The organism is Clostridium sp. C8-1-8, assembly GCF_009928445.1.
In the GTDB taxonomy this organism is placed as follows: Bacteria; Bacillota; Clostridia; order Clostridiales; family Clostridiaceae; genus Clostridium_AR.
Genome location: NZ_JAABNO010000018.1, coordinates 71,227 through 93,395 on the forward strand (window position 1 = coordinate 71,227; position 22,169 = coordinate 93,395).

The 22,169-nt window shown below is 29.2% G+C and carries 32 protein-coding genes; 31 read left to right on the forward strand and 1 reads right to left on the reverse strand.

Annotated features, from left to right (window positions below; all coding sequences use genetic code 11):
- Positions 1-6: 6 nt before the first annotated feature.
- Positions 7-171, reverse strand: a complete 165-nt coding sequence (locus GXK57_RS17160; protein WP_160678719.1) for a DNA-binding protein — start codon at positions 169-171, stop codon at positions 7-9.
- 159 nt (positions 172-330) lie between these two features.
- Between GXK57_RS17160 and GXK57_RS17165 the strand changes: the two genes are divergently transcribed.
- From GXK57_RS17165 to GXK57_RS17305, 31 genes are all read left to right on the forward strand, one after another.
- Positions 331-726, forward strand: a complete 396-nt coding sequence (locus tag GXK57_RS17165) for a hypothetical protein (protein WP_160678720.1) — start codon at positions 331-333, stop codon at positions 724-726.
- Between the two features lie 100 nt (positions 727-826).
- Positions 827-1,810 carry a type II toxin-antitoxin system PemK/MazF family toxin gene (locus GXK57_RS17170; RefSeq protein ID WP_160678721.1) on the forward strand — a complete coding sequence of 328 codons (984 nt, stop codon included), beginning with the start codon at positions 827-829 and terminating at the stop codon, positions 1,808-1,810.
- Between the two features lie 25 nt (positions 1,811-1,835).
- On the forward strand, positions 1,836-1,964 hold the full coding sequence (locus GXK57_RS26895) for a hypothetical protein (protein ID WP_279285513.1): 129 nt from the start codon (positions 1,836-1,838) through the stop codon (positions 1,962-1,964).
- A gap of 75 nt (positions 1,965-2,039) precedes the next feature.
- Positions 2,040-2,294, forward strand: a complete 255-nt coding sequence (locus tag GXK57_RS17175) for a hypothetical protein (protein WP_160678722.1) — start codon at positions 2,040-2,042, stop codon at positions 2,292-2,294.
- A gap of 80 nt (positions 2,295-2,374) precedes the next feature.
- A complete protein-coding gene (locus tag GXK57_RS17180; protein WP_160678723.1) occupies positions 2,375-2,980 on the forward strand; it encodes a hypothetical protein in 606 nt (201 codons plus the stop codon).
- A gap of 553 nt (positions 2,981-3,533) precedes the next feature.
- Complete coding sequence (locus GXK57_RS17185) at positions 3,534-3,707, forward strand: hypothetical protein (protein ID WP_160678724.1); 174 nt, start codon at positions 3,534-3,536, stop codon at positions 3,705-3,707.
- Positions 3,708-4,016: 309 nt separating this feature from the next.
- Complete coding sequence (locus GXK57_RS17190; protein ID WP_160678725.1) at positions 4,017-5,174, forward strand: hypothetical protein; 1,158 nt, start codon at positions 4,017-4,019, stop codon at positions 5,172-5,174.
- 55 nt (positions 5,175-5,229) lie between these two features.
- Complete coding sequence (locus GXK57_RS17195) at positions 5,230-8,079, forward strand: hypothetical protein (RefSeq protein WP_160678726.1); 2,850 nt, start codon at positions 5,230-5,232, stop codon at positions 8,077-8,079.
- A gap of 375 nt (positions 8,080-8,454) precedes the next feature.
- Positions 8,455-8,913 (forward strand): hypothetical protein, encoded by a 459-nt coding sequence (locus GXK57_RS17200; RefSeq protein ID WP_160678727.1) that lies wholly within the window; start codon positions 8,455-8,457, stop codon positions 8,911-8,913.
- A 193-nt stretch (positions 8,914-9,106) separates the two neighbouring features.
- The gene (locus GXK57_RS17205) at positions 9,107-9,328 is read left to right on the forward strand and encodes a hypothetical protein (RefSeq protein WP_160678728.1); all 222 of its coding nucleotides are present in this window, start codon (positions 9,107-9,109) and stop codon (positions 9,326-9,328) included.
- 50 nt (positions 9,329-9,378) lie between these two features.
- Positions 9,379-9,858 (forward strand): hypothetical protein, encoded by a 480-nt coding sequence (locus GXK57_RS17210; RefSeq protein ID WP_160678729.1) that lies wholly within the window; start codon positions 9,379-9,381, stop codon positions 9,856-9,858.
- 253 nt (positions 9,859-10,111) lie between these two features.
- Positions 10,112-10,456, forward strand: a complete 345-nt coding sequence (locus tag GXK57_RS17215) for a hypothetical protein (RefSeq protein ID WP_160678730.1) — start codon at positions 10,112-10,114, stop codon at positions 10,454-10,456.
- Positions 10,457-10,525: 69 nt separating this feature from the next.
- A complete protein-coding gene (locus tag GXK57_RS17220; RefSeq protein ID WP_160678731.1) occupies positions 10,526-10,813 on the forward strand; it encodes a hypothetical protein in 288 nt (95 codons plus the stop codon).
- 110 nt (positions 10,814-10,923) lie between these two features.
- Positions 10,924-11,358, forward strand: a complete 435-nt coding sequence (locus GXK57_RS17225; protein WP_160678733.1) for a hypothetical protein — start codon at positions 10,924-10,926, stop codon at positions 11,356-11,358.
- Between the two features lie 81 nt (positions 11,359-11,439).
- A complete protein-coding gene (locus GXK57_RS17230; protein ID WP_160678735.1) occupies positions 11,440-11,628 on the forward strand; it encodes a hypothetical protein in 189 nt (62 codons plus the stop codon).
- A 123-nt stretch (positions 11,629-11,751) separates the two neighbouring features.
- A complete protein-coding gene (locus GXK57_RS17235; protein WP_160678737.1) occupies positions 11,752-12,390 on the forward strand; it encodes a hypothetical protein in 639 nt (212 codons plus the stop codon).
- 55 nt (positions 12,391-12,445) lie between these two features.
- A complete protein-coding gene (locus tag GXK57_RS17240; RefSeq protein WP_160678739.1) occupies positions 12,446-12,931 on the forward strand; it encodes a hypothetical protein in 486 nt (161 codons plus the stop codon).
- 58 nt (positions 12,932-12,989) lie between these two features.
- Positions 12,990-13,406 (forward strand): phBC6A51 family helix-turn-helix protein, encoded by a 417-nt coding sequence (locus GXK57_RS17245; RefSeq protein WP_160678741.1) that lies wholly within the window; start codon positions 12,990-12,992, stop codon positions 13,404-13,406.
- A gap of 321 nt (positions 13,407-13,727) precedes the next feature.
- On the forward strand, positions 13,728-15,446 hold the full coding sequence (locus GXK57_RS17250) for a terminase (protein WP_160678801.1): 1,719 nt from the start codon (positions 13,728-13,730) through the stop codon (positions 15,444-15,446).
- A 16-nt stretch (positions 15,447-15,462) separates the two neighbouring features.
- A complete protein-coding gene (locus tag GXK57_RS17255; RefSeq protein WP_160678743.1) occupies positions 15,463-16,773 on the forward strand; it encodes a phage portal protein in 1,311 nt (436 codons plus the stop codon).
- Entirely contained in the window at positions 16,760-17,629 is an 870-nt protein-coding gene (locus GXK57_RS17260) for a phage head morphogenesis protein (protein WP_160678745.1), read from the forward strand. The genes GXK57_RS17255 and GXK57_RS17260 overlap by 14 nt, the downstream gene beginning before the upstream one ends.
- Positions 17,630-17,716: 87 nt before the next feature.
- Positions 17,717-18,277, forward strand: coding sequence for a DUF4355 domain-containing protein (locus tag GXK57_RS17265; RefSeq protein ID WP_160678747.1), 561 nt, complete (start codon positions 17,717-17,719; stop codon positions 18,275-18,277).
- Between the two features lie 32 nt (positions 18,278-18,309).
- Entirely contained in the window at positions 18,310-19,236 is a 927-nt protein-coding gene (locus tag GXK57_RS17270) for a hypothetical protein (protein ID WP_160678749.1), read from the forward strand.
- A gap of 15 nt (positions 19,237-19,251) precedes the next feature.
- Positions 19,252-19,377 carry a hypothetical protein gene (locus tag GXK57_RS26900; protein WP_279285514.1) on the forward strand — a complete coding sequence of 42 codons (126 nt, stop codon included), beginning with the start codon at positions 19,252-19,254 and terminating at the stop codon, positions 19,375-19,377.
- A gap of 34 nt (positions 19,378-19,411) precedes the next feature.
- Positions 19,412-19,735: a head-tail connector protein gene (locus tag GXK57_RS17275; RefSeq protein WP_160678751.1), complete on the forward strand. Its 324-nt coding sequence runs from the start codon at positions 19,412-19,414 to the stop codon at positions 19,733-19,735.
- A gap of 9 nt (positions 19,736-19,744) precedes the next feature.
- Entirely contained in the window at positions 19,745-20,062 is a 318-nt protein-coding gene (locus GXK57_RS17280) for a hypothetical protein (protein WP_160678753.1), read from the forward strand.
- Positions 20,055-20,384, forward strand: a complete 330-nt coding sequence (locus tag GXK57_RS17285; RefSeq protein ID WP_160678755.1) for an HK97 gp10 family phage protein — start codon at positions 20,055-20,057, stop codon at positions 20,382-20,384. Before GXK57_RS17280 ends, GXK57_RS17285 begins: the two co-directional genes overlap by 8 nt.
- Positions 20,385-20,392: 8 nt before the next feature.
- Positions 20,393-20,767 (forward strand): hypothetical protein, encoded by a 375-nt coding sequence (locus GXK57_RS17290; RefSeq protein ID WP_160678757.1) that lies wholly within the window; start codon positions 20,393-20,395, stop codon positions 20,765-20,767.
- A 12-nt stretch (positions 20,768-20,779) separates the two neighbouring features.
- A complete protein-coding gene (locus tag GXK57_RS17295; RefSeq protein ID WP_160678759.1) occupies positions 20,780-21,343 on the forward strand; it encodes a hypothetical protein in 564 nt (187 codons plus the stop codon).
- A gap of 74 nt (positions 21,344-21,417) precedes the next feature.
- A complete protein-coding gene (locus GXK57_RS17300; RefSeq protein ID WP_160678761.1) occupies positions 21,418-21,864 on the forward strand; it encodes a hypothetical protein in 447 nt (148 codons plus the stop codon).
- A 125-nt stretch (positions 21,865-21,989) separates the two neighbouring features.
- Complete coding sequence (locus tag GXK57_RS17305) at positions 21,990-22,169, forward strand: hypothetical protein (protein WP_160678763.1); 180 nt, start codon at positions 21,990-21,992, stop codon at positions 22,167-22,169.

Genomic DNA, 22,169 nt, shown 5'->3' on the forward strand with positions numbered 1-22,169 from the left:
TAGGATTTAATCTCCTAGTCTTCTTTGTTGTTCTTCTAAATACTTAATTGCGATAGTATTTAATAAATTGGCTACAGTTCTATTTTCTTTTTTGGCTTGTTTTTCTAATTTTTCTTTTAATTCCTTAGTAACAGTTACAAGAATTCTTGTCTTATCTTCTCCAATAGGCACTATATATCACCTCGATATCATTATATCAATAAGTGATAAAAAAGTGAATATTATTTTTATTAAGTGTTGACAAGTGATATCACCTAATGTATTATAAATGCATAAGGTAAATAAATCCAAGCATTACAAAAATAAAAATGAAAGGGAGAGATAATTAATATGAACAAAGAATTAGTAAACAAAATGGTTGAAGATGCAGACAATGAGATAAATGAGTTAATAAAACAAGAGAAAAAAATAAAAGAAAACATGATTGAGGAAATTGAAGCGGCAGAAAGAATCTTTATAAATACTAAATTACTTACAAGACGAGGAGATTTGATATTGGAAAATAATTTGATGATAGATAATCCTGTAGTTGAATTAGATGAAGATGTAGATAATTCTATACTTATAACTACAGTAATAGGTGAGCAATTGTGTTGTTCGGCAGAGATTGATCTTGATAATGTAATAGGTATAGAAAGAGAAGATTCTATGATTGATTACTTTAAATATAGCATTGAAATGCCCAACAATGTACTAATAGAAATAACAAATAATATTTTGGACTAATAAAATGACATTATATAGGTAGTGTGCCTAATAAGATAAAGTATTAAAAAACTAAAGATAAATTTATTTAAGTTTTAAATATAAAATGGGGGCTACGAGAATGAAGAAAAATGTATTTCCGAGGGAAATATGGTTAGCGGATTTAAAAGAAAATAAAAATGCAAATGGTGTATTACTTAAAGATACCCATCCTGTCCTTATTCTAAACGATTATAAGACATTAGGAAAGCAAGATTTAATACAGGTCGCTCCAGTAACATCTAATACAGAAAGACTCCTTAGAAGTCATCTTGAGTTAAATGGCTATGGTCTAGATAAAGATAGCAAAGTTCTTTTTGAGCAAGTTACTACACTCCATCGAGATCAAATAATTATGAAGCTTGGCAAAGTTGAAGATGTAGAAACCAACAAAGCAATAGATGCAATGATTAAGAAAGTAATTTTAGTCGATAGTGAAAGTCAGCTTAACTTAGATAATGTAATTTCTACTTTTAACATGCAGCTACAGGAAAAAGCTGAACTAGAAAAATTAAATAATATAATGAAGGATATCCGTGATAATTACTTTAGTAAAGATTATAAGAATGTTGAGGAATTGTGCAATAAGCTTGTAGAAGCTACAAAGAAAACCAATATACCAAGAGCTAGAAAAAACAATTTTCTTTTTAATGCTTATTATATGATTGCTATGTCAAATTATAATGTAAAAAATATTAATGAATCAATAGAAAATATAGAAAAAAGCTTAAAGTATATAAATGACGTGGATGATAAGCATAATTATGCAAACGCAATGTGGTGCTTGGGTAATTGTTTTGCTGAAGTTGATAGAGAATTTGAAGCTTCAAAGGTATTTGAACAATTAAGCAAATATTATAAGAATAACAACCTACAAAAAGAAAGATATGTTTGTGTGTTTAATATTGCCTTTTGCAACAGGAACTTTAATAAAATGAATAAAATTATTAATATGATTGAAAACCACAAGGATAATGTTTGGTACGGGGAGGCTGACAAAATGTATGTATTAGAAGATTTGAAAAGTGAGGTTAAAAGACTTGGAGACAAGCTTAACATAAGATAGTTCATCACGAAAGGGGGTGATTGATTTGAAGAACTTGAAGAAGAAAGCTATTATATTTGCAGTTGCTATGATATTAGCAATAGGAGCTGGAGTTATAACACCTTTTGGAGGTGGAGGTGTAGTGCCAATCAATGGCATATATCTTATAAAATAACCACAATACATAGGTACAAGCTAGACAATTCAGTCTAGTTCTGTACCAAGAAATAACCATACAAGGAGGATTATTATGGGCAAAGTAATACAATTTAAACAAGCTAAAAAGGATCATGACGATGAAGAATTACTCGAAGAATATTATGCTTTACAAGACCAGATAAAAGGATTAGAGTACGAAATAGCGGCAACAGAGGAGTATATAGAGAAATATAAAGATAGACATACAAATATGGAGTATAAGATATACAAATTAGCAATAGCAAATACTATACAAATATTAGTTAAGAAAAAGGAAAGAGCAGAACATTTAGCACAAATTATATAAGCAGTTTGCTTAAAAAAAGGATTTAAGTACATCAACCTAGAATTTAATATATAGGATAATTTCATCAAAGGAGTATTGCTATGAAATATAAAGAGTATGTAGAAAAAATTATGAATGATAAATATGATAAGGAAAATACAGAATATTTTAATAGAGAACTTCTATATCTTGGTTCCGTAGAAAGAGGTTACTGTTTGTATAATTCTTTAACAGATAATGATGGTTATGGATGGGGAGAGTTGAATTATTATTTGTTTTGCGAGTGGTGGGATTCTATTGATGTAGGTCATGAGAAATTTTATGAGATTAAAGATACAATAAGAGAATGGATTGAAGATGCAGAAGTTGAGGTAGACTTTAAAAACTTAGAATTTGATAATGAAGGCTATACAATTCTATATAGAGGAGAACATGAAAAAGCCTTACATTTAGGATTAAGTTGGACTACTTCTGAAGAAGTTGCGATTCTATTTGCCCACGGACTAAGAATAAGACAACAAAGCAAAGAGCCGAGACTGCTTAAAGCTAAAGTTCATAAGGATGATATACTGGCAGTTTTTAATGATAGAAATGAGAACGAAGTATTAGCTTCAGAAGTTGAAGTTATAGATGAAATTTATTTTGATAAACCTCTTACGGAAGAAGTGAGGGAAAGATTAAGAAAGAAAATAGAAATAGGTAATTAGAAATATGTATATACGACTGACTTTACAAAAGATAAATCCGTTATACCATATCAAAGGAGAGCCTCAAAAAAACTAAAGAAAACTAAAAAAGACTAGCAATTCTTAGCTAATCTAATATAATTCCAATATTTAACTGAATATGACCTAAAATAAACCAATATGAGCATTGATTAACAATAGTGATTCGTGGTATTATTAAAGGTACATAGGAAAACACAAAATAGACTACCTTGAGTCCTTGGGCTTTTTATATCCTTTTTTAGGATATTGGGGTAGTTTATATTTTCTATACTTATTTTTAATTATATTTATGCTCTTTGAAAATTAAATATTGATTCATATCTTAATTATAACCAACTATTAAAATTATATACACATATCACTATTTAAATAGTATCCTATACTGCATTATAGGATAAGTATGCAATCAAAATAGTCGTGATAATCATATTATTATGTAGACTATTTTTAACTTATGTACTTATTATAGCATATTTCAAGTGCAAGTCAACATTTTACAACAAGATTTTATGAGAAGGAGAGTGAAGGTTTTATGACCAACCCAATTTACTTAATTAAAAACAAATATCTAGCACAAGCACTTAGCTGGATGGGATTTAATTATAAAAAGATAGGAGATGAGTATGCATTTATAAACACTGAAGAATTTAGCAGTGCTTATGCATCATTGCTTCAGCTTAAAAAACAATGCGGTACATATAACTAACGCAAAAATACCTAAATTTGGTGACATATTTATTTCATAGCCTAAAACATATATGCCAAGAATAGGTGACATATTTACAACACTTAAAGTAAATATACCAAGAATAAGGGATATATTTGCAAATACATATTACATATATGCCAATAAAAAGGGACAAATGTGCAGTGTATAAAGAGAAAACAATATATAAAGAGAAAATATTAATAAAGAGAATTATACTTCCACAAACTTTTTCTATTCAAAAAAGCTTTGCGTAAGTAAGAAACGCCAACTACAACTAATAACAATTAAATGATAGGAGAGATTACTATGAACAAACAATTATATGACAATAACAACTACATTATACTACACAACAATATTCCTTTATTTAAGGATGAAAATATTACTCTTCCAGATCAGGAATTAGTTTTATATCTACTATTGCAATTAAACTATAACATATCTAAAGGCAGGGGAATTACTTCTGTTATTACTCTATTAGATATTATGTGTCTAAGGAGAGACAGTAAAAGAATTATTGGTGATATTAGAATTGCTTTATACAACCTTATAGTAAAAGGACTTGTTTCTAATATATATACAATAAATTTTGAAGAGATAGAAATAAGACTTGAAGTTAAAAAAGATGAAGAAACAGGAAAAGAAACAACTAATGTTAAAGGCATTAGTAATATAGATAGCTTTTACTATGAACTGGATTTACCTGAAGAACAGTATTTCAAGATTCACGAAAAATTTTTATATGAAATATTTAATTATTCCAAAGGGAAGAAACTAGAGAAGTTTAGCTTGGTTAGATACTTGTGTTGTGTGTTAAGAGTTATATCTTGCGATTCAAGGTTTGGATGGCTTACACAAGGATCAGTCGAATTTTTGAACAGCAGGACAATAACTACATATAATAACATTCTACAAGAAGATTTACATATTATTCGTTACAACAATGACTACGTGACAGAGAAATTTAGATATTGCAGTACATATTTTTCTTTATATGATGACAAGGAAAACTTTGATAAGCAACTTGCAGATACAGTTAAAGAGCGTAAGTTGATTAAAAAGGATAAAGAAAAAAGCAATAATAATAGACGTTCTAAACAGCAATTAAACAATAAGGACAAGCAGATTGCTGAGGAAACAGATGAAGATAAAATTAAGCAGCTTAAAAAAGAAAAAGCTGAGATTATTGCTGAAAGAGAAGAGAACAATAATGAGATTTGGCAAGCAGATAAGACGAATGCTGTTAATGCTAATTTTAATAATAATAATTCTACTCCACCACCTGAATTTAAATATGATCCATTTAAAACCAAAACGGAAAAAGAAAAACAAGATGAGGTTAAGAAACTATTAGCACAAGGTTATAAATATTTTGAGCTTAATCCAGAACAAAGAAATATATATGATGCAATGCAAGTTTGTTTTGATTTAGGGTTAGATGAAAGTGATGGACTACCTTTTTAAACAATTTAGTACAATTGAAAAATTTAAATTACGATTATGGAGGATTGAGGATATTATGATGAATACAAATATATTACAACTAGAAGCAAAGGATATTTTAACAGGAGTTACAATAAAGAAAGGCAATTATAAAAGATATAAAGCTACATTAGATTATAGCTTGGATTCTGATGAAATAGACTTTATATCTAGTAGAAAAAATGAGTTTTATCAAGTTGATAATAAACAGTATTGTGACAGTGTAATTAGCGTAACATTTAAATATAGTGTAAAGGATGAAGATGGTAAGACTACTGTGAAGACAAATGCTTTAAGAGAAGAGTTATATGCGAATGGGTTTGATATAACATTTAGTACTGATAAAAAATCTAGTAAGATTCATTTTGTTAGATATAAGAGATCGAGTGGGTCTAGTAGAGTAGGTAAATGCCTTTTTATTAGAGAGGATTTGTATGAGAAAGCTATAAAATGGTCTTTTATGAATCTGAATATAAATGAAGGTGACGAAGTAGATTTAGCAGCACTAGAAGCTTATATAGCTCTTACGACAAGTGCAATAATCGATACTATAAGTGGTATTAGCAAGGAGAATATACTTGTTATAGATGAATATAATAGCGTATTTGATGATACAGTAATGGCTACTAGAGTTATCAATAAGGATGGAGTAGATAGATTACAGACCAGAGAAGAAAAAGTAGAAATATCAAATAATATTTGGGATGGTCAATGTTTGCTTTCTGCTGAAATTTTCAAGGAAAAGTATGCTGATAAAGGAATGTTATTGCTTCGTAACAGGTATTATAAAGCGGCATGTTTTAATACAAATATTCAAAAATTCTTTGAGGATGCAGGCATAACTGAAGTCTCACAACTAAATGGTTTTACCTTAGCAAAAGATATTAAGCAAATTAAAATGATTTGTACAAAGAGTTGTATTAAGTATTCAAAGTTTAGTAGTGTAGAAAAATGGCTTAAAGAATTAGAAGATAAATGGGGCGTAGTTAAATACGAAAAACCAACTCATTATTTTGGTGGCAGATATGTACAAACTCACTATCAACTTTTGCAAACAATAAATTTTGATCGTGAAGAAATGCTGGAACTTTTGAAACCAAGCGTGGATTATTTGGATAAGATTTTGAATGATACTAGAGTTATGCGTAATCACTTAAAAATGAAAATAGATGAAGATTTAGATATGGGTGATATAAGTACAACAAATAGTTTTATGCTTAATATGCTACAGTTAAATGACAAATTTTCGAAGACAAAAATGTATTCTGATTTCAGGACAGATATCAGAGAGAGCTTTATTAAAAATATTAGAAAAGGTCATGTTTTGATAGAAGGTACATATGCAGTTCTATTTGGAAATGGAATGGAAATGCTTAAGGCTACTATAAAAGATAAAAGTAATGAGTTCTATTTTACTGGTAATAGTATTTTATCTAAAGGGGAAATACATTGTAGTAATTTTGCATATGAGACCGAGATTCTTGGATGTCGTTCACCTCATGTGACCATGGGAAACCTTTTATTAGCTAAAAACGTAGCTTGCAAAGCTATAGATAAATATTTTAATCTTAGTAAGCAAATAGTTTGTGTGAACAGTATAAAGGATAACATATTGGAAAGATTATCATCGGCTGACTTCGACTCGGATCAGATGCTCCTAACAGCAGATAGACAAATTATAGACGAGGTAAAAGAGAATTACAATAAGTTCTTAGTTCCTACAAGTTTTGTTAAAGCTAAAAAGGTTCCAAGATATTATACAGCTAAAGATAAAGCGGATTTAGATATAAAGACTAGTGTTAATAAAATTGGAGAGATTATAAATCTGTCACAACAACTTAATACAATCCTATGGGACAAGGTGAATAATGGTGCTGATATAAATAGCAAGGAGATACAAGATTTATATGCTGATATAGCACAACTTGACATACTAAGTTGCATCGAAATAGATAAAGCCAAGAAGGAATTTAGCATTGATAGTGTATTGGAACTTGAAGAACTTAGGAATAAATATAAAATTACAGTATTGTATAATGCACAAGGAAAAGAAGCTACGATGAAAGAAATTAGACTTTTTAATGAAATGGTAGCTTTAAAAGAAGATGAACAAGATTATAAATACTTTGAAAAAGAAAATGGGCTAGAAGGATATTATACAAAAAATGTTAAACCTTATTTTATGCAATTTACAGGTAGTAAAAAGAAGCAGAAGGAAATGTCTGAAGCAAATAAAAACGTTGAATTTATTAAATATAAAACATCTATGGATTTTTTAGAAGATATTGTAGATAAAGAATTTAAGAATATAAAGGCACAAAGGGAAAATAATATATTAACTTTTACAGAAATTTTTCAAACTGAAACTAAAATTTTAACTTCTAAATGTGATAAAGACAGGGTTAAAAGAATATTGGAAATTAACAAAGAATACAAAGCAAAAATAAAAAATATATGGGGTAAAGATATAGCAGAAGGTGCAACAGAAGATGAAATAAAAGAAATTAATACTAAAAAATATAAAGATTCTCTAAATACAAAAAATGAATGTATTAAAGAAATAGCAAAGCTTAAAGTAAAAGCAGAAGATATAAAAAGAATTATAAAAGACTTAGATGAAGAGACCAAGGCGATTGTAAAAGAAAGAAATGAAAATAAAAAAGCTAGTGGTAAGGTAGTTGACGAAACTAAAAAATATGAAATATTTGCAATTGGTAGATTTTTATTAACTGTACTTTATAATGCACATAGAGCTGAATTTTTAAAGATATTTGAAGAGCAGAAAGAATCCTTAGAGGTATTGCAGTACATAGGTAAAAATGATGATATTGAAAAACTAGATACAATTAAGCTATATAACACATATTTCAAAATCATAAAAAAATAGATAAATTCCTACCGATATTTTTTGAGAGTGGCTTGGATGCTAATGTTGAAGGGGGGAGTTGACACCACTATAGGAGAGAGTAAAGAGTAGTAATAACTCTCATGGATATAGCCGACCATGGCGGTATATGTCTAGCAATGAATGTGGTAAAACATACAAATTGTGAGTTGTACTAGCAGTTAGCAACTTTAAATAAGTAACTGCTTAGATACAATATTTTTTGATTATTTTACTATATAATTATCCTAATTTTATAGTAAACCTAAAACTATGATTTGTCAAACTAAAATTTAAAATAAAAAAACGATTGGATTTTTCCAAACGTCAAATAAATATTATGGTTATGCTTGATCCTAAAAGCAACAGGAGGATATTATGGTTAATACAAATTTAAAGGAATTAGAAGAAAGAATGAACAGATACTATGGATTTGATTTTCTTCAGGAAGAGTATAGCTTTAAAGTGAAGGATCAAGGAGAAGAAGTCAGTGTAATTTGCTACGATGGTGATACTAAGGAATTGGTTTGGGATTTGAATATTCCAATAGTTGATGATATGGATCAATTACTGAAGAATATGATTAGTCAATTTTATGAGGATTACATAAACCACTATAATAGGATCATAAGATCATGGAGTGGATACTCAGCTCGAAAGGTTAAGTCCATAAATACATGGCTTATTAGAAATAACATGGATAGAGTAAACAAAATTCAACTAGAATTAGTAGAACAGTATAAAAGATTTGCAGAAGCCAAAGATGTGGTTGCTCATAATAAACAGTTTATAAAGATGTTCTATCATATTAAAGATAAATATGAAATAGCAGCTTAAAGGATATATTAGTATCCTTTTTTATTTTGTTTAAATATCTTATATATACATTATATCATATTGTATAGGGTATGTAAAGATGTTTTTAAAACTTAATTATAATATATCCAATTATATTATACACTATTGTTTTGTAAATACAACAATTAAAATATTAATAAAGTGTTAATAAATAATATGGAGGGTGATTTGTATGGTAAAAGAATTATTAGCGATGAGTATTACACTAAATATTATGTTCTTTACTGTTATATACTTTAACGCTAAGGACAGGAAAGAGCGCATTAAGGGAAGTTTGGATAATATCGAAGTGTTACTTGCAAAGCTTAAAAATGATCTAAATAAGATTGATTCGAAATTTGAAAATGATATTTTAGAAAAGTTGGAAGAGATTGATCAGGAGCTTAGAAAATAAGCTTCTTTTTTATTACAAAAAAATATATTAAATGATATGGAGGGCTTTATATGGGTAAGAGAGGAAGAAAACAAAAATTTGAAGGCATTGATATTAATAAACAAGTGGTTTATGCGATTTGGGTGAAGGATTTCGTGTACATAGGTTCTGGTTACTATGAAAGGTTATCTGGAAACCTAAGCAAGGTAAAAAGAGGGGTACACGCTAATAAGGAATTACAGGATGCTTATAATATACATCAATTTGTTAAATTGGAAATTTTGGAACATGATATAGAAACAGATTTGGAAGCTAGAGATTTAGAAAACTTCTATATGGATTACTTTAAGAAAATTGATGGGGTAGTAGTATGTAATAAGGTTAAAGCATATGTAAGTAACTATAAAAGAAGTCTTGATCCAGAAGATGTTATAAAAATCAGAGAGCTTATAAATGAAGGTAAAAAGAACGGAGAACTTGCAGAGTTGTATAATGTAAGTGCTACACAGATTAGTCGTATTAGAAATAATAGACGTTGGCCAAATATTTAATACATACATAGTTAGATTAATTACATACATAATAAAAAGCGTGGTTAAGCAGTTTGTAGACAAGCTTTTTAGGAAAATGAAAATCAAAAAAATAGTAACTTTTTGACTTCACTTAACATTATAATTGGACAAGCTGGAAAATGCAATATTAAATTGTAAAATAAAGTTAAGTTAATTTTTGTAATTGGGAAAGGGATTAGGATGCTTCTGTGGAATATTTAGGTAAATATATATATGGAGGAGAGTGTTTGTAATGGAATTGTATAAAACTTTATCTGTATTCGGTTATGAAACCGCAGATCTTTGTGTTATTAAAAATATTCAAGTGGAAATATGTTCGAAGAATGCTAAAAACCCTATTGAAATAAGAGCTGGGCAAGGGAATCCCCTACTTTCAATGATTGGAGAAGAACGTCTTTTCTTTATAAAAATTTATGGAGTTGCAGATACAATAAAACAACAAATTGGAAATCAATTAGTTGATATACAATTAGATAATGAAAAACCATGTTATAAGCTAACAAATGTAAAAATAGATTATAAAAGTAATGATATTGAAATAGTTACTGATAAAATTACAAAATTTCAGAATTTATAATAACTTTTTAGAGTCACTAACCAGCGACTCTTTTTTCATGCTTAAAAATAAAATAGGAGGGGATAGAGAGTGCAATTTAATTATAAGAAAGATATTATTACTTGCAATAGTAGTGCATTGGCTTTTAGTGTGTTGAGGAATAATGTGGACTTAAATAGGGTTAAAGTTGTGTTAGATAATGAGACAGGCAAGAGAATGTTTGTGTTAAGTGATTATTCTATGGAAGAACTTGAAGCTTATAAACATTATGTACAAGCGGTTAAGAATGGAACAGCAATACAGGTGGATATTATAGAATTTAATCATATTTATAGCTGTCTTAAGCAAATGGTTATGGAATTTAAATATTCTGAATAATGATCATTAATGATAACCTTTGATAGTCTTTGAGAACCAATGATTATCATTGATTGTCTTTAATTACAATTAGTTATCTAAAAATAATAATTAAAGGTGGGATTTGTAAAATGAGTATTGTAGAAATGATGGGAAGAATAGATAGAGAACATAATGAAGCACATGAGAGATTAAAAAGTATTTGTGAGAAGTCTGAGAGACTTAATTATGATGATATGATTAAGAGATTGAGTGAGGTTACTGGTGATATAGCTGGTTATAAATTTGATACTTTTGTTGATATGTTGGCAGATGAATTGGAGAATAATAAGAGATTGAATGAAGATGACTGGGATTTTACAGAGGCTGAAATTATGGCAAGGTATGACAATGACGTGGAATATTGGAAAGAAAATTATGAGAGGTATGGAGATAAGGATTTATACAAGGATGTTGAGGAGTTCAAGGAAAGCATGATAGATTGGATGATTGAGTATAGTTTGGATGGAGCTTTTGCTAGCGTTGAGTATGAATATAAGTATAGGAAAGATCAAGGGTTGTGTTAAGTAAATTATTTATTGATATGTCGAATGAAATATGAAGGAACTTCCTAACAGATATAGAAATATGTTTGTGAGGGGGGTGAGATGATGGTTACAAGAGAGGATGCTACATGGATTCAAGTCGGAAGTCTATCAGCATTATTAATGGAAAAAGGACTGATAACTCCACAAGAGTTTCAAGCAAGTATAGAAAGATCATTGAATGGACTAACTATTCGTGGATGGGATGAGGAAGATGTTAGAGCAATTAGAAATATGATTATACCACACTAAAAATTATGAGTAAGGTTAAGGATTATCTTAGGATAGTCCTTTTTATTTGTAGAAAATTAACACTAATAAATATAAAAAGGAAATTATCTCAATATGTAGAATAGACGTATTGAGGTGATTTGGATGAAAATATTAAAACGAAGTAAAAAGAAAAATGAGGCTTTTGACTATAATAAATATATCTCAGAATTTATTGACTTCAAAGATAGTATAGATAAAAATAATGAATATGTAGCTTTAAATAATCTTTACAGTGAAATATACAAATTTTATAAAGGGAGAATGCAAGAGAACGACTTTGACATTAGCATTGAAAGAATACTTTTAGAAAAAAGAGCTGGAAAATATAATGGAGAGAAATATAAAGCGAATATTTCTATAATGCTTGGATTTTTCTGTGCATTAACTCCTGTTTATATACAAGGATTCGTTGAACTCAATCCAAGTAATAAAGCCATAATATACATTCTATCTACATTAGTAGCATTTGGAGTTGTATATAGAGAGCTATCTAAAAGCGTTGATTCAGATAAGGGTAAAGATGTAGTTTATAATGTATCTTTAAAGGTTTTAAGTTGTATCGAGAAAGAAATAGAACTTAAAAAAGTTAAAGGCTATAATAAAGCAGAAGCTAAGGTTGAAGATATAAATAGCGATGTTAATTCTAAGAGTGGTATTAATCCAATAGTATTAGAAATTGCAGCAACATTGTTAGATAAAGATAGCATTGTTAGAAGAATTTTTAGAAAAATAAAGAGATGAAGTTAACAGGATTTTGCCTTAATATGTCGAATATGGTATGTTGAGGTGAATTTTAATGAAAAATAATACTATAAAGTTTAATGAATTAATGGATGTTGGAATTGATAAAATAATTAAGGATCAGTTAATTAGTAATAATATTATTCTTGAAGATGATGATTCGATTTGTATAAATTATGATCAAGTAAACCAAAGGTTTGTTATTGAACCAGTCATTAATTTTGAATTTGTAATTTCATATAGTGGTAAGAACGTACAGTTTGCAAAAACAAATGTAAAAATGAGCAGTAGTGAATTGAGACAAGTTATAAATGATATAAAAGAAAATAGTAATAATGATACTGGTTCATTAGATGAAAAACTAACTATATATTTTACAAACTTCCAAAAGTATGGGAGGGTAGAAGATGAAGAAGCAGATAAATTGTCAGATATGTTTAGTAGAAAAATCGAAAATTACTATGGAATAAAATTGAGTAAATATGATTGTGTCTATTATCCTACATTGGAAGATTTAGATAAAAGTTTTGGACTATCTTAAGATAGTCTTTTTTTATTTTGCTTAAAAATATTTGAGTGGGAAGGTGAGGTGATGAAAAATGGCATTTGGAAGTGAACTAACTGATAAACAATTAAAGGCTTTAGAGTTGTTGGTAACAGGCGAAACGGTGAGTGAAACTGCGAGGTTAGTAGGTGTTAATAGGAAGACAATAACTGAGTGGAAAAAACAGGAGAAGTTTAAGGTTGAGCTGGACAGACAGGTTGCAGAGCTAAAATCTGGCATAGAGAAGAAAATATTAACTAATCTGAATCCTTTGTTAGATAAATTAATGAAAATAGCGCTGAAAAGTGATAGCGATAAGACTAGCTTAGATGCTATAATATACGCTATTAACAGGGTTGCAGGTACTCCAACCAGTAAAATTGCTGATGTAAGCGAGGAAGAAAAGAAGGCTGATGACTTTAGTTTAGATGATCTAGATAATGTAATAGAGTTAGATATAAAGGCTAATTAGTATAATAAAACCTTAGTTTTATAGTTTGCAATAGTATAAGTGTATACTTATTGAAATGAATAAAACTATATATAGTACTTATTGAGTTATTAATTACTATATATAGTGTATTTTTAAATTATTTCGCTAAATAAATGTTTGACGAAATAATTTGATATGGTTGAAAATATAGGGGGTGGGGGTATTCTGAAAATGGAATTCTCGGAAACCCATCGGTAAGCATTAAAAAATTATATTATATTTTTATATCTCAAGCAAATGAAGAGGGTAATCAATACCTTCTTTTTTTATATCTAAAATTCGATGAAGGAGGTGGTTATTATAATTTATTTTGATAATAGAGAATTTACAAATCAACAATACAATACTTACATATTAAGAAAATACCTATCAATACATTATACAGAAGAAAAAGCTATTTCTATTATTAAAAATAATGTTGATAAACTACCTCAGATAGCTAAAGCTCTAGGGGAAAGAGATATAGCCTTCTTCTGTTTATATTATTTACAAGATATCTTTGTTGTTAAAGATAATAATGAAGCAAGACAGCTAAGCTCAACCCATTATGAAATGTGGGACTTACTAAACAAATCATTTGTATTAGATGAAATAGATAAGTTGAATGTAGTATGTCCAAGAGGTATGGCTAAAACAACAGTTAATAACCTATCCTTGGTCATATGGCTTATATGCTACAAGAAATCTAAATTTACTTTGATAGGAGCTAAGAAAGATGATGATGCACAGCAATTTATAGATTCTATCAAAAAGGTTATTACTGAGAATAAGAAAATAATAGATAACTTTGGCCTACTTATAGATAAAAAACATTACAAAGTAAACTCTAATGAAATTGAATTTGCTAATGGTACATATATAAGAGCTGTAGGTTCTGCAAGTTCTGTCAGAGGTGCTAACTTTAAAGGTATTAGACCTCAAGTAGTATTACTTGATGATTTCCAAGACGAGAAAGATATTCTTACTGAAGAGGCTAGAGAAAAGAAATGGAATAAATTCTGTAAGGAAATTGAGAAGGTTGGAGATACAGCAGTATATAGAAATAATAAGAAAGTAAAGGCAGCTACAAAGATAATTAGTATCGGTACTGTATTACATAATGACTGTTTGATAAGTAGGCTTACAAGAAATAAGGACTATTATACTGTGTTAAAAAGGGCTATATTACTACAGCCTGATGAAACTGTAGAGGATATTTTAGAGTCTGAGTTATGGCTTCAATGTAAAAAGCTGTATTTTAATGATAAAGATGCAAATGCAAAGGAAACGGCAAGACAATTCTATTTTGATAATAAAGATAATATGATATTTCCTGTACTATGGGAAGAAAAATGGAATTGTTTTGATGATATAGCAGTTTCATATTGGGAAAATAGACAAGCGTTTATGTCTGAAATGATGAATGATGCTACTTCCATTGGTGTTAAGTGGTTTAAATCCATTGCAACTCAATGTAAAGAAGAGATTGAAAATCATTATTTCGTTAAGACAATGCTTTGTATAGATCCAGCTTCAACTACAAGCAAGAAAAGTGACTTTACAGCTATGGTTGTCGCTTCTGAATCTGATAATGATTTTAGTTATATGAGGGAATTGGTACTTGAAAGATATACATTTAATGAATACTGTGAAAAGGTTATTGAGTTATTGAAGCAATATGATGATATAAATCATATTTTTATAGAAAAAAATACATATCAATCTGCTGATGTAATTAAGATAAAAGAATTAATTGAGAATGAACCAAGTCTAAGAAATAGAACTATTGAATTTATAAATGAAATGCAGCGAAAGAATAAGGACGAAAAGATATCTACGATTGTTGATAGTGTTAATAATGGACAGATAATATTTGTTGATAATAACAAAGAATTTATAAATCAAATATTAGAATTCCAGGGACAAAAATGGACTGTTCATGATGATGCTATAGACTGTGTAGCAGAGTGGGCTATAAGAATTAAAACAATTGAAGTAGTAAGTAAACTAGAATTACTACCGAGAAGTTTATTATTTTAATGGAAGGAGTGATTGAATGATATTAGATTTAAATAAAGATATGGATTTAATAAAGAGAGTATATACTTATTTCTCTAGCAGTTCTTACATATATGAGAAGATGTATGAGTACTACAAGGGGAATACTGATGCACTGGCTAATTATAAGATGGTTACTAGTAGAAGCAATAATAAGATTAGTACTAATTTTATAAAGAAGTTTATTAAAGAAGAAATGAGTTATAGCTTTGGTAATGCAATAAACTATACTAGCAACAATGGCAATAATAAGTCTATAAAAGATATATATAAGAATACTTGGCATTGGAGCGAAAAACATGACACTGATTTAGCTAAAAATATGCTTCTATATTCTATTGGCTATGAGATATACTACACTGATAGCAATGGATTTAGCAGTAAAGTCATAAGTCCTCGCAATGGATATGCTTATGTAGATGAAAATAATAAAGTTATGTTTTTTATTAGAAGATTTACAAAGCAGTTTGATGCTATAAATAAGATTTATATTGATATATATGATGATAAGTACATATATCATTTCGATGATAGCTTTGGAGTACAACTAGCTGATCCTGACTTTCATTATTTTGGTAAGGTTCCAGTTGGGATTGCAAAGCTTAGTGATGAATTGCAATATGATACTATCTATGGAGATATAAAGTCTTTGCAAGATGCATATGAGACTAACCTATCTGATATAAGTAATGAAATAAGTGATTTTAGACAAGCTTATTTAAAGCTAACTGGTGTTGATATAACCGATGAGCAAGCAACACAAATGAAGGAAATGGGTATTCTTAAAATGAAGAATAAGGATTCTAATGCCGATTGGTTAATTAAGAATATTAATGATACCTTTATTCAAAACACATTGAATACATTAGAAGATAAGATGTATCAACTATCAAGCCACATTAATCACAATGAAAAAATGCAGAGCAATTTATCTGGAGTTGCTTTGAGAAGCAGATTAATAAGCTTAGAAGAACGTTGTAAGCTTAATCAGCAATCCATGACAGATTGTATTAAGACTAGATTACAAATGCTATTTACATATTTAAGTAAGCTGAATTTAACTTATGATGCTAGTGATATCAAGATAAAATATACTGCTAATATACCTCAAGACGATACTGCAATGGCTGATATTGTAAGTAAAGTTGGCGATTTATTTAGTGATGAAACTAAAGCAAGTCTATTCTCTTTTGTAGATAATCCTTCACTTGAGATTGAGAAGAGGAATAAAGAACAAGAAGAAGTTTCACAGGGGAATAGTTTACTAGATAATGCACCAGTGGTAGGTGATAATAGTGGACAAGTATAAAGAACTTCAAGAAAAATTTAACCAGTTTATTTTTGACAATTCTGAAAAGGAAGAGCAGAAAGCTTATACATTGCAAAAGAAAGATAGAGAAGAAGTGTTGAATTTTATAGCAAAAATTTTGCTTGAATATACTATCATTGATAGTGGCTTAAATGTTAGTAGTAAGGATCAGAAGGTTATTATATCTGATTTCAATAATATCATAGTTAAAATTGCAAAAGATGAATATAAAAATGAAAATGCAATTATTGATGATATTCTTACTACAGCAACTAAAGATAAATATTACACCAATGCCTATGCAACTGATATTGGCTATAGCTTTAAGCTACAGAAAATAACTGATGAAGAGATACAAAAAATAGTTAACAGTGCAATTGATGGTAAGAATTGGAGCGATAGACTATGGACTAATAAAAAAGAACTTGAAGCAAATTTAAGAGCTGAAGTTGAAAAGTTTCTACAAGGTAAAACTGACGTTAATAAAATTAGCCAAGTTATAAAAGATAGGTTTGGACAAAACGCTTTTAATACAAGGAGACTTACGCAGACTGAAGTTGCTAGATGTCAGCTTCAAGCAAATGAACTCTTTGCAGAAAATGAAGGTGTTGAGTATATGATGTTTACAGCTACTTTAGATGGTAGAACTTCAAATTTCTGTAGAGAACATGATGGGAATAGGTATGGAATTGATGATGATAATCGACCAGAATTACCGCATCATCCTTTCGAGAGAAGTTTGTATATAAACATTCCATCACCAGATTGGAAAGCAAAGCAAAGGAGAGACCAAGCAAACAATGAAATAATAGATTATACAACTTATGAAAATTGGTTAGATAATCAAGATTTATAGACACCTTAATATGGTGTTATTTTTATGCAATAAAATAAATTAATTGCGTCTGTAGTCGAGAGGTTATAGGGGCATAGGAGGTTTAACATGAAAAAAACAGAGTTATTAAAATTGATAGAAAATATGCAAGATGAGGATAGTGTTGATTCTTTATTTAGTTTTGATAAAGTAAAGGACAACTTATTAAACGACAATACATTTAAGTCTTTTTTAGACAGTGAAAAGGATAAGCATCATTCTAAGGCACTCGAGACTTGGAAGAGCAATAATCTTAATAAGTTAATTGATGATGAAATTACTAAGAGATTTCCACAAGCTGATCCAAAGGACTTAAAGCTACAGGAATTACAAAAACAAATAGAACAAATGCAAAAAGATACTGTAAGAAAAGACTTAACCAATAAGGCTATAAAGATTGCTAATGAAAAGAAACTTCCATTAGATATGATTGATTTTCTTATTGGACAAGATGAAGAAAGTACAACTAAGAACTTAGAAAAGTTTGAAAGTGTATTTAATACAAGCTTAGAGCAACAAGTCCAAACTAAACTTTCTGGAGGATATACACCTCCGAGCGATAAGCAAACAGGTTTAACTGAAGAACAACAGTTACAAGCACAGATAAATGAAATTATGGGAATTAAATAATAAAAAAATAGAAAACGAGGAGAGATATTAATATGGCAAATACATTAGCTTATACAACTTTATTTCAAAAGGCATTAGATGAACAAATGATTCAAGGAGCTACATCTGGTTGGATGGAAGCTAACGCAGGACAAGTAATTTATAGCGGTGGTAAGGACATTAAAATACCAAAAATGACAGTAGATGGACTTGGTAACTATGATAGAGTAAATGGATATAATGGTGGTTCAGTAAACCTAACATATGAAACATTTACAATGACTCAAGATAGATCAAAGTCATTTACAATAGATGCAATGGATGTGGATGAGACTGGATTTGTAGTAAATGCTTCAAGTGTTATGTCTACATTCCAAAAGACTCAAGTTATTCCTGAGATAGATGCTTACAGATACAGTAAGATCGCATCTTTAGCTATAGCAGCAAATAAAGCAAGTGGTGGTTATACACCTTCGGCGTCAGATATACTTACTAAATTAAGATCTGATATAGCAGCAATTAAAGATGTTATTGGTGATGTTCCATTAGTTATAACGATGTCAACAATAACTAAGAATATATTAGAAAGCTCAACTGAAATAGCTAAACAATTAAGAATTGATGATTTTACAAGTGGTAAATATTCTACTAAGGTTACAATGATTGATGAAAATGTAATAATTCCAGTACCTTCGGCAAGACTTAAAACTGCTTATGTTTTTAATGATGGTAAGACAGCTGGACAAACATCAGGTGGCTTTGTTGCAGCAGCTGGAGCAAAGAATATTAACTGGATAATTTGTAGTTTAGATGCACCAGTGGCTATATCTAAAACAGATAATATGAGAATATTCGATCCACAGACAAACCAATCTGCTAATGCTTGGAAGGTTGATTATAGAAAGTACCATGACCTATTTATACCAGACAACAAACTTGCAGGATGTTGTTTTGTAAATGTTAAAGAAGCATTATCTTAATTTGGGTGATACATAATGTTTACTTTGAAAAAACTAAATGTAGTTAGAATAGTAGAAACAGAAAGAGAAAGGGATGAACTTTTAAAAGAAGGTTTTGACCTCTCTGAACAAATAAAAGAAACTAAGGGTAAGGCAAAATAACCTTGCCCTTTTTACATTAGGGTGGTGGTATACTTTGTTAGAAACTTTAAAACAATTATTAGATATAGAGGATAACAGTAAGGATACTTTATTGAATATTTATATTGATAGAGCAACTTTAGTAATACAACAGTACTTAAACAGAGGACAAACTACAGATGAAGTACAGGAGCTTTATAGTACAGCTATAATTTATCTTGTAGAAAAGGCTTATAACACTAAAAATAATACAAAAGATGGTATAAAGCAAATACAACAAGGACAGAGAAACGTTATATATAGAGATAATGTAAACTTATTTTCTATAGAAGATACAGTAAAATCTATGTTACCGCTACCTTTGATTGGTTTAATGTAGGTGATGGATATGGATTTATTTTATGATTTTACTATCTATAGAACAACTAAAACAAGGGTTAAAAATGAGTTAGGGCAGCTTATAGATGTATATGTAAAGGCAATAAGCATTAATTGTGATATTCAGCCAAGTGATGCGACTTTAGTGAAGAAGAGCTTTGGTGATGATATTATTTGTAATTTTATAGTGTTTTGCAGTGAAGCTATTGCTGAAGGAGATATTGTTGTTTATAACAATAAACCTTACTTGGTTAAAAAAGGTGTTGATTGGATTGAGTACAAAATTTATGCTATTCAATCAGCTAATGTGAAGGTACAGAATGCTTAAAGATAATACAAATAAAATTATAGAAGAATATAATAGAGCTTTAGAAAATGCTATAAAGGAAATTGCTATAGCTGGACTGGCACAAATACAACTGGATACGCCTGTTTTGACGGGTAATTTGAGAAGAAGCTATACATATAAGATATTTATAGAAAATAAGCACTTTGTAGTGGTGTTTGGAACTAATATACCTTACTCAATATATTTGGAACTAAAACCTCAAAGTAATGGGGGAAGACCTCATTTAAGACCAGCATTACAGTCAGAGGTTGAGGAATTTAAGAAAATATTAATAAAGCACCTTAATACTATAGGAAAGTAGGTGTATATATGAGTTTTAATAGCATACAAGCTGAAATATATAGTTATTTAGCTGGTATAAATGAAAATATACAAGCTGATGAGATCAAGAGTAGTAACGAAAATAATGATTTTGATTATGTAAATAACATAGGGATGTTTTATAGTATGCCTTCAGTTATTGATACTGAATATAAAGATACGATACCATTAACTATTAATCTGGTTAGTGCAAAAGAGAATAAAATAGCAATACAAGACTTAGCTAATACCTTTGATACAGGATTAAATAAGGTTAAGTTAGAACATTGCAGAATAGTAAGGCAGAACAGTTATTTTAGTTCGTTTATTGACGATATGAATCTAAATAACATAGTTCTGTCTTATTACATTTATAAATTTTAGGAGAGTGATTAGATGGATAAAAATTTACTGTTAGATAGTTGTAGTATTTACTATGATGTAGATTTAACTAATATAGATACTTTAGATTTAACAAGTGCTACTGTAGCACAAAAGTTTATAGGATTAACAAAGGGCGGATGTAAATTTGAAGCTAAACCGAAGATAAGAGAAGTTGATTTCGATGGGAAATTAGATAAGAAAGTAAAGGGAATGGACAGAATTACTGGTTGGGATATAAAGGCTGAAACTGAAGCATTGGAGTTAAGTGATAAGGTTTTAGGACTATGCTTAATGCAAAAGGATACAACAGTTACTAGCACAGAATATGATGTGTGGAAAGCTGTAAATGAGATACTACAAGACAGCGTTTACCACAATGTTATTCTAGTAGGAACATTAGCTAAGTCTAATAATCCATGCATAATTGAGCTTAAAAATGTGCTTAACGCTGATGGATTTAGTTTTGAAGCCAAAGATAAGGATGAAGCAAGTTATAAACTAACATTGGAACCTCGTTATGATATAAATTCTTTGAAGGAAGTACCTTTCAAGATATACAATCCAAAAGTATCTTAATTTAATATAGGAATTTTATGGACTAGGCAAATATTAGGCTTAGTCCTTTTTTAGTTAGAGGAGGATTTAAATAGATGAATATAGATTTAAAACAAGGCATGAGCTTATTAAAAGTAGTTAATAAGATGGGAATTAAACAAGATATCATAAGCAAGTTAAGAGAAATAAGTAAAGTTGAAATAAATAGCAAGAAAGCATACTCTGAATTATTGAACTTTGTTGTAGAAGGAGAAGAAGTGACAAACGAATTAACAGAGAAACTTTTGAATGAGCATTTAGATATAGCAGAGAAATTACAAAATGCAAGAGAGGATCAAGTTTCAATAGTACTAGAATTAGTATTTACGATTTTAGAAAAGATACCTTCTGCTGAAACAGAATTTTATAAAGCTTTATCAACAATATATGAACTGAAAGAAAATGAAGTAAAAGCTCTAGACTTAGGTGATGTTGCTGAAAAGCTAAAAGAAATAATCTTTAGTGAAAGTTTTATAAAACTTTTTACATTAGTGCAGAAGTAGAAAATCTACGAGGAATTTTAATTAAACAAAATTGCTATTTCTGCATTTTAAGTGAGGAGTTAGATGATTGTATAGATGAGATAGTTGCGGCTTTAGAAGAATATAACGATTCGAGATTGTATGGTATGTATAGCCTACAATCTTTATTTATGGAAGAATCTAAAACTTTTAAAGAATATAAGGAAGAATTGTACGGCAATAAGGCAATTGAAACTATAGATATTGTTGATACAGAGAAATTAAAGAAAAGAAATGAAGATATTTTACTAAGCTTTATAAAATCCAAAAAGCAAGGGGGTGAATAG

Bases quoted from the DNA above. Each gene is read 5' to 3' on its own strand.
- GXK57_RS17165 (WP_160678720.1), top strand. From the start codon at position 331: ATGAACAAAGAATTAGTAAACAAAATGGTTGAAGATGCAGACAATGAG.
- GXK57_RS17170 (WP_160678721.1), top strand. From the start codon at position 827: ATGAAGAAAAATGTATTTCCGAGGGAAATATGGTTAGCGGATTTAAAA.
- GXK57_RS17175 (WP_160678722.1), top strand. From the start codon at position 2,040: ATGGGCAAAGTAATACAATTTAAACAAGCTAAAAAGGATCATGACGAT.
- GXK57_RS17180 (WP_160678723.1), top strand. From the start codon at position 2,375: ATGAAATATAAAGAGTATGTAGAAAAAATTATGAATGATAAATATGAT.
- GXK57_RS17185 (WP_160678724.1), top strand. From the start codon at position 3,534: ATGACCAACCCAATTTACTTAATTAAAAACAAATATCTAGCACAAGCA.
- GXK57_RS17190 (WP_160678725.1), top strand. From the start codon at position 4,017: ATGAACAAACAATTATATGACAATAACAACTACATTATACTACACAAC.
- GXK57_RS17195 (WP_160678726.1), top strand. From the start codon at position 5,230: ATGATGAATACAAATATATTACAACTAGAAGCAAAGGATATTTTAACA.
- GXK57_RS17200 (WP_160678727.1), top strand. From the start codon at position 8,455: ATGGTTAATACAAATTTAAAGGAATTAGAAGAAAGAATGAACAGATAC.
- GXK57_RS17205 (WP_160678728.1), top strand. From the start codon at position 9,107: ATGGTAAAAGAATTATTAGCGATGAGTATTACACTAAATATTATGTTC.
- GXK57_RS17210 (WP_160678729.1), top strand. From the start codon at position 9,379: ATGGGTAAGAGAGGAAGAAAACAAAAATTTGAAGGCATTGATATTAAT.
- GXK57_RS17215 (WP_160678730.1), top strand. From the start codon at position 10,112: ATGGAATTGTATAAAACTTTATCTGTATTCGGTTATGAAACCGCAGAT.
- GXK57_RS17225 (WP_160678733.1), top strand. From the start codon at position 10,924: ATGAGTATTGTAGAAATGATGGGAAGAATAGATAGAGAACATAATGAA.
- GXK57_RS17230 (WP_160678735.1), top strand. From the start codon at position 11,440: ATGATGGTTACAAGAGAGGATGCTACATGGATTCAAGTCGGAAGTCTA.
- GXK57_RS17235 (WP_160678737.1), top strand. From the start codon at position 11,752: ATGAAAATATTAAAACGAAGTAAAAAGAAAAATGAGGCTTTTGACTAT.
- GXK57_RS17240 (WP_160678739.1), top strand. From the start codon at position 12,446: ATGAAAAATAATACTATAAAGTTTAATGAATTAATGGATGTTGGAATT.
- GXK57_RS17245 (WP_160678741.1), top strand. From the start codon at position 12,990: ATGGCATTTGGAAGTGAACTAACTGATAAACAATTAAAGGCTTTAGAG.
- GXK57_RS17255 (WP_160678743.1), top strand. From the start codon at position 15,463: ATGATATTAGATTTAAATAAAGATATGGATTTAATAAAGAGAGTATAT.
- GXK57_RS17265 (WP_160678747.1), top strand. From the start codon at position 17,717: ATGAAAAAAACAGAGTTATTAAAATTGATAGAAAATATGCAAGATGAG.
- GXK57_RS17270 (WP_160678749.1), top strand. From the start codon at position 18,310: ATGGCAAATACATTAGCTTATACAACTTTATTTCAAAAGGCATTAGAT.
- GXK57_RS26900 (WP_279285514.1), top strand. From the start codon at position 19,252: ATGTTTACTTTGAAAAAACTAAATGTAGTTAGAATAGTAGAAACAGAA.
- GXK57_RS17280 (WP_160678753.1), top strand. From the start codon at position 19,745: ATGGATTTATTTTATGATTTTACTATCTATAGAACAACTAAAACAAGG.
- GXK57_RS17285 (WP_160678755.1), top strand. From the start codon at position 20,055: ATGCTTAAAGATAATACAAATAAAATTATAGAAGAATATAATAGAGCT.
- GXK57_RS17290 (WP_160678757.1), top strand. From the start codon at position 20,393: ATGAGTTTTAATAGCATACAAGCTGAAATATATAGTTATTTAGCTGGT.
- GXK57_RS17295 (WP_160678759.1), top strand. From the start codon at position 20,780: ATGGATAAAAATTTACTGTTAGATAGTTGTAGTATTTACTATGATGTA.
- GXK57_RS17300 (WP_160678761.1), top strand. From the start codon at position 21,418: ATGAATATAGATTTAAAACAAGGCATGAGCTTATTAAAAGTAGTTAAT.
- GXK57_RS17305 (WP_160678763.1), top strand. From the start codon at position 21,990: ATGTATAGCCTACAATCTTTATTTATGGAAGAATCTAAAACTTTTAAA.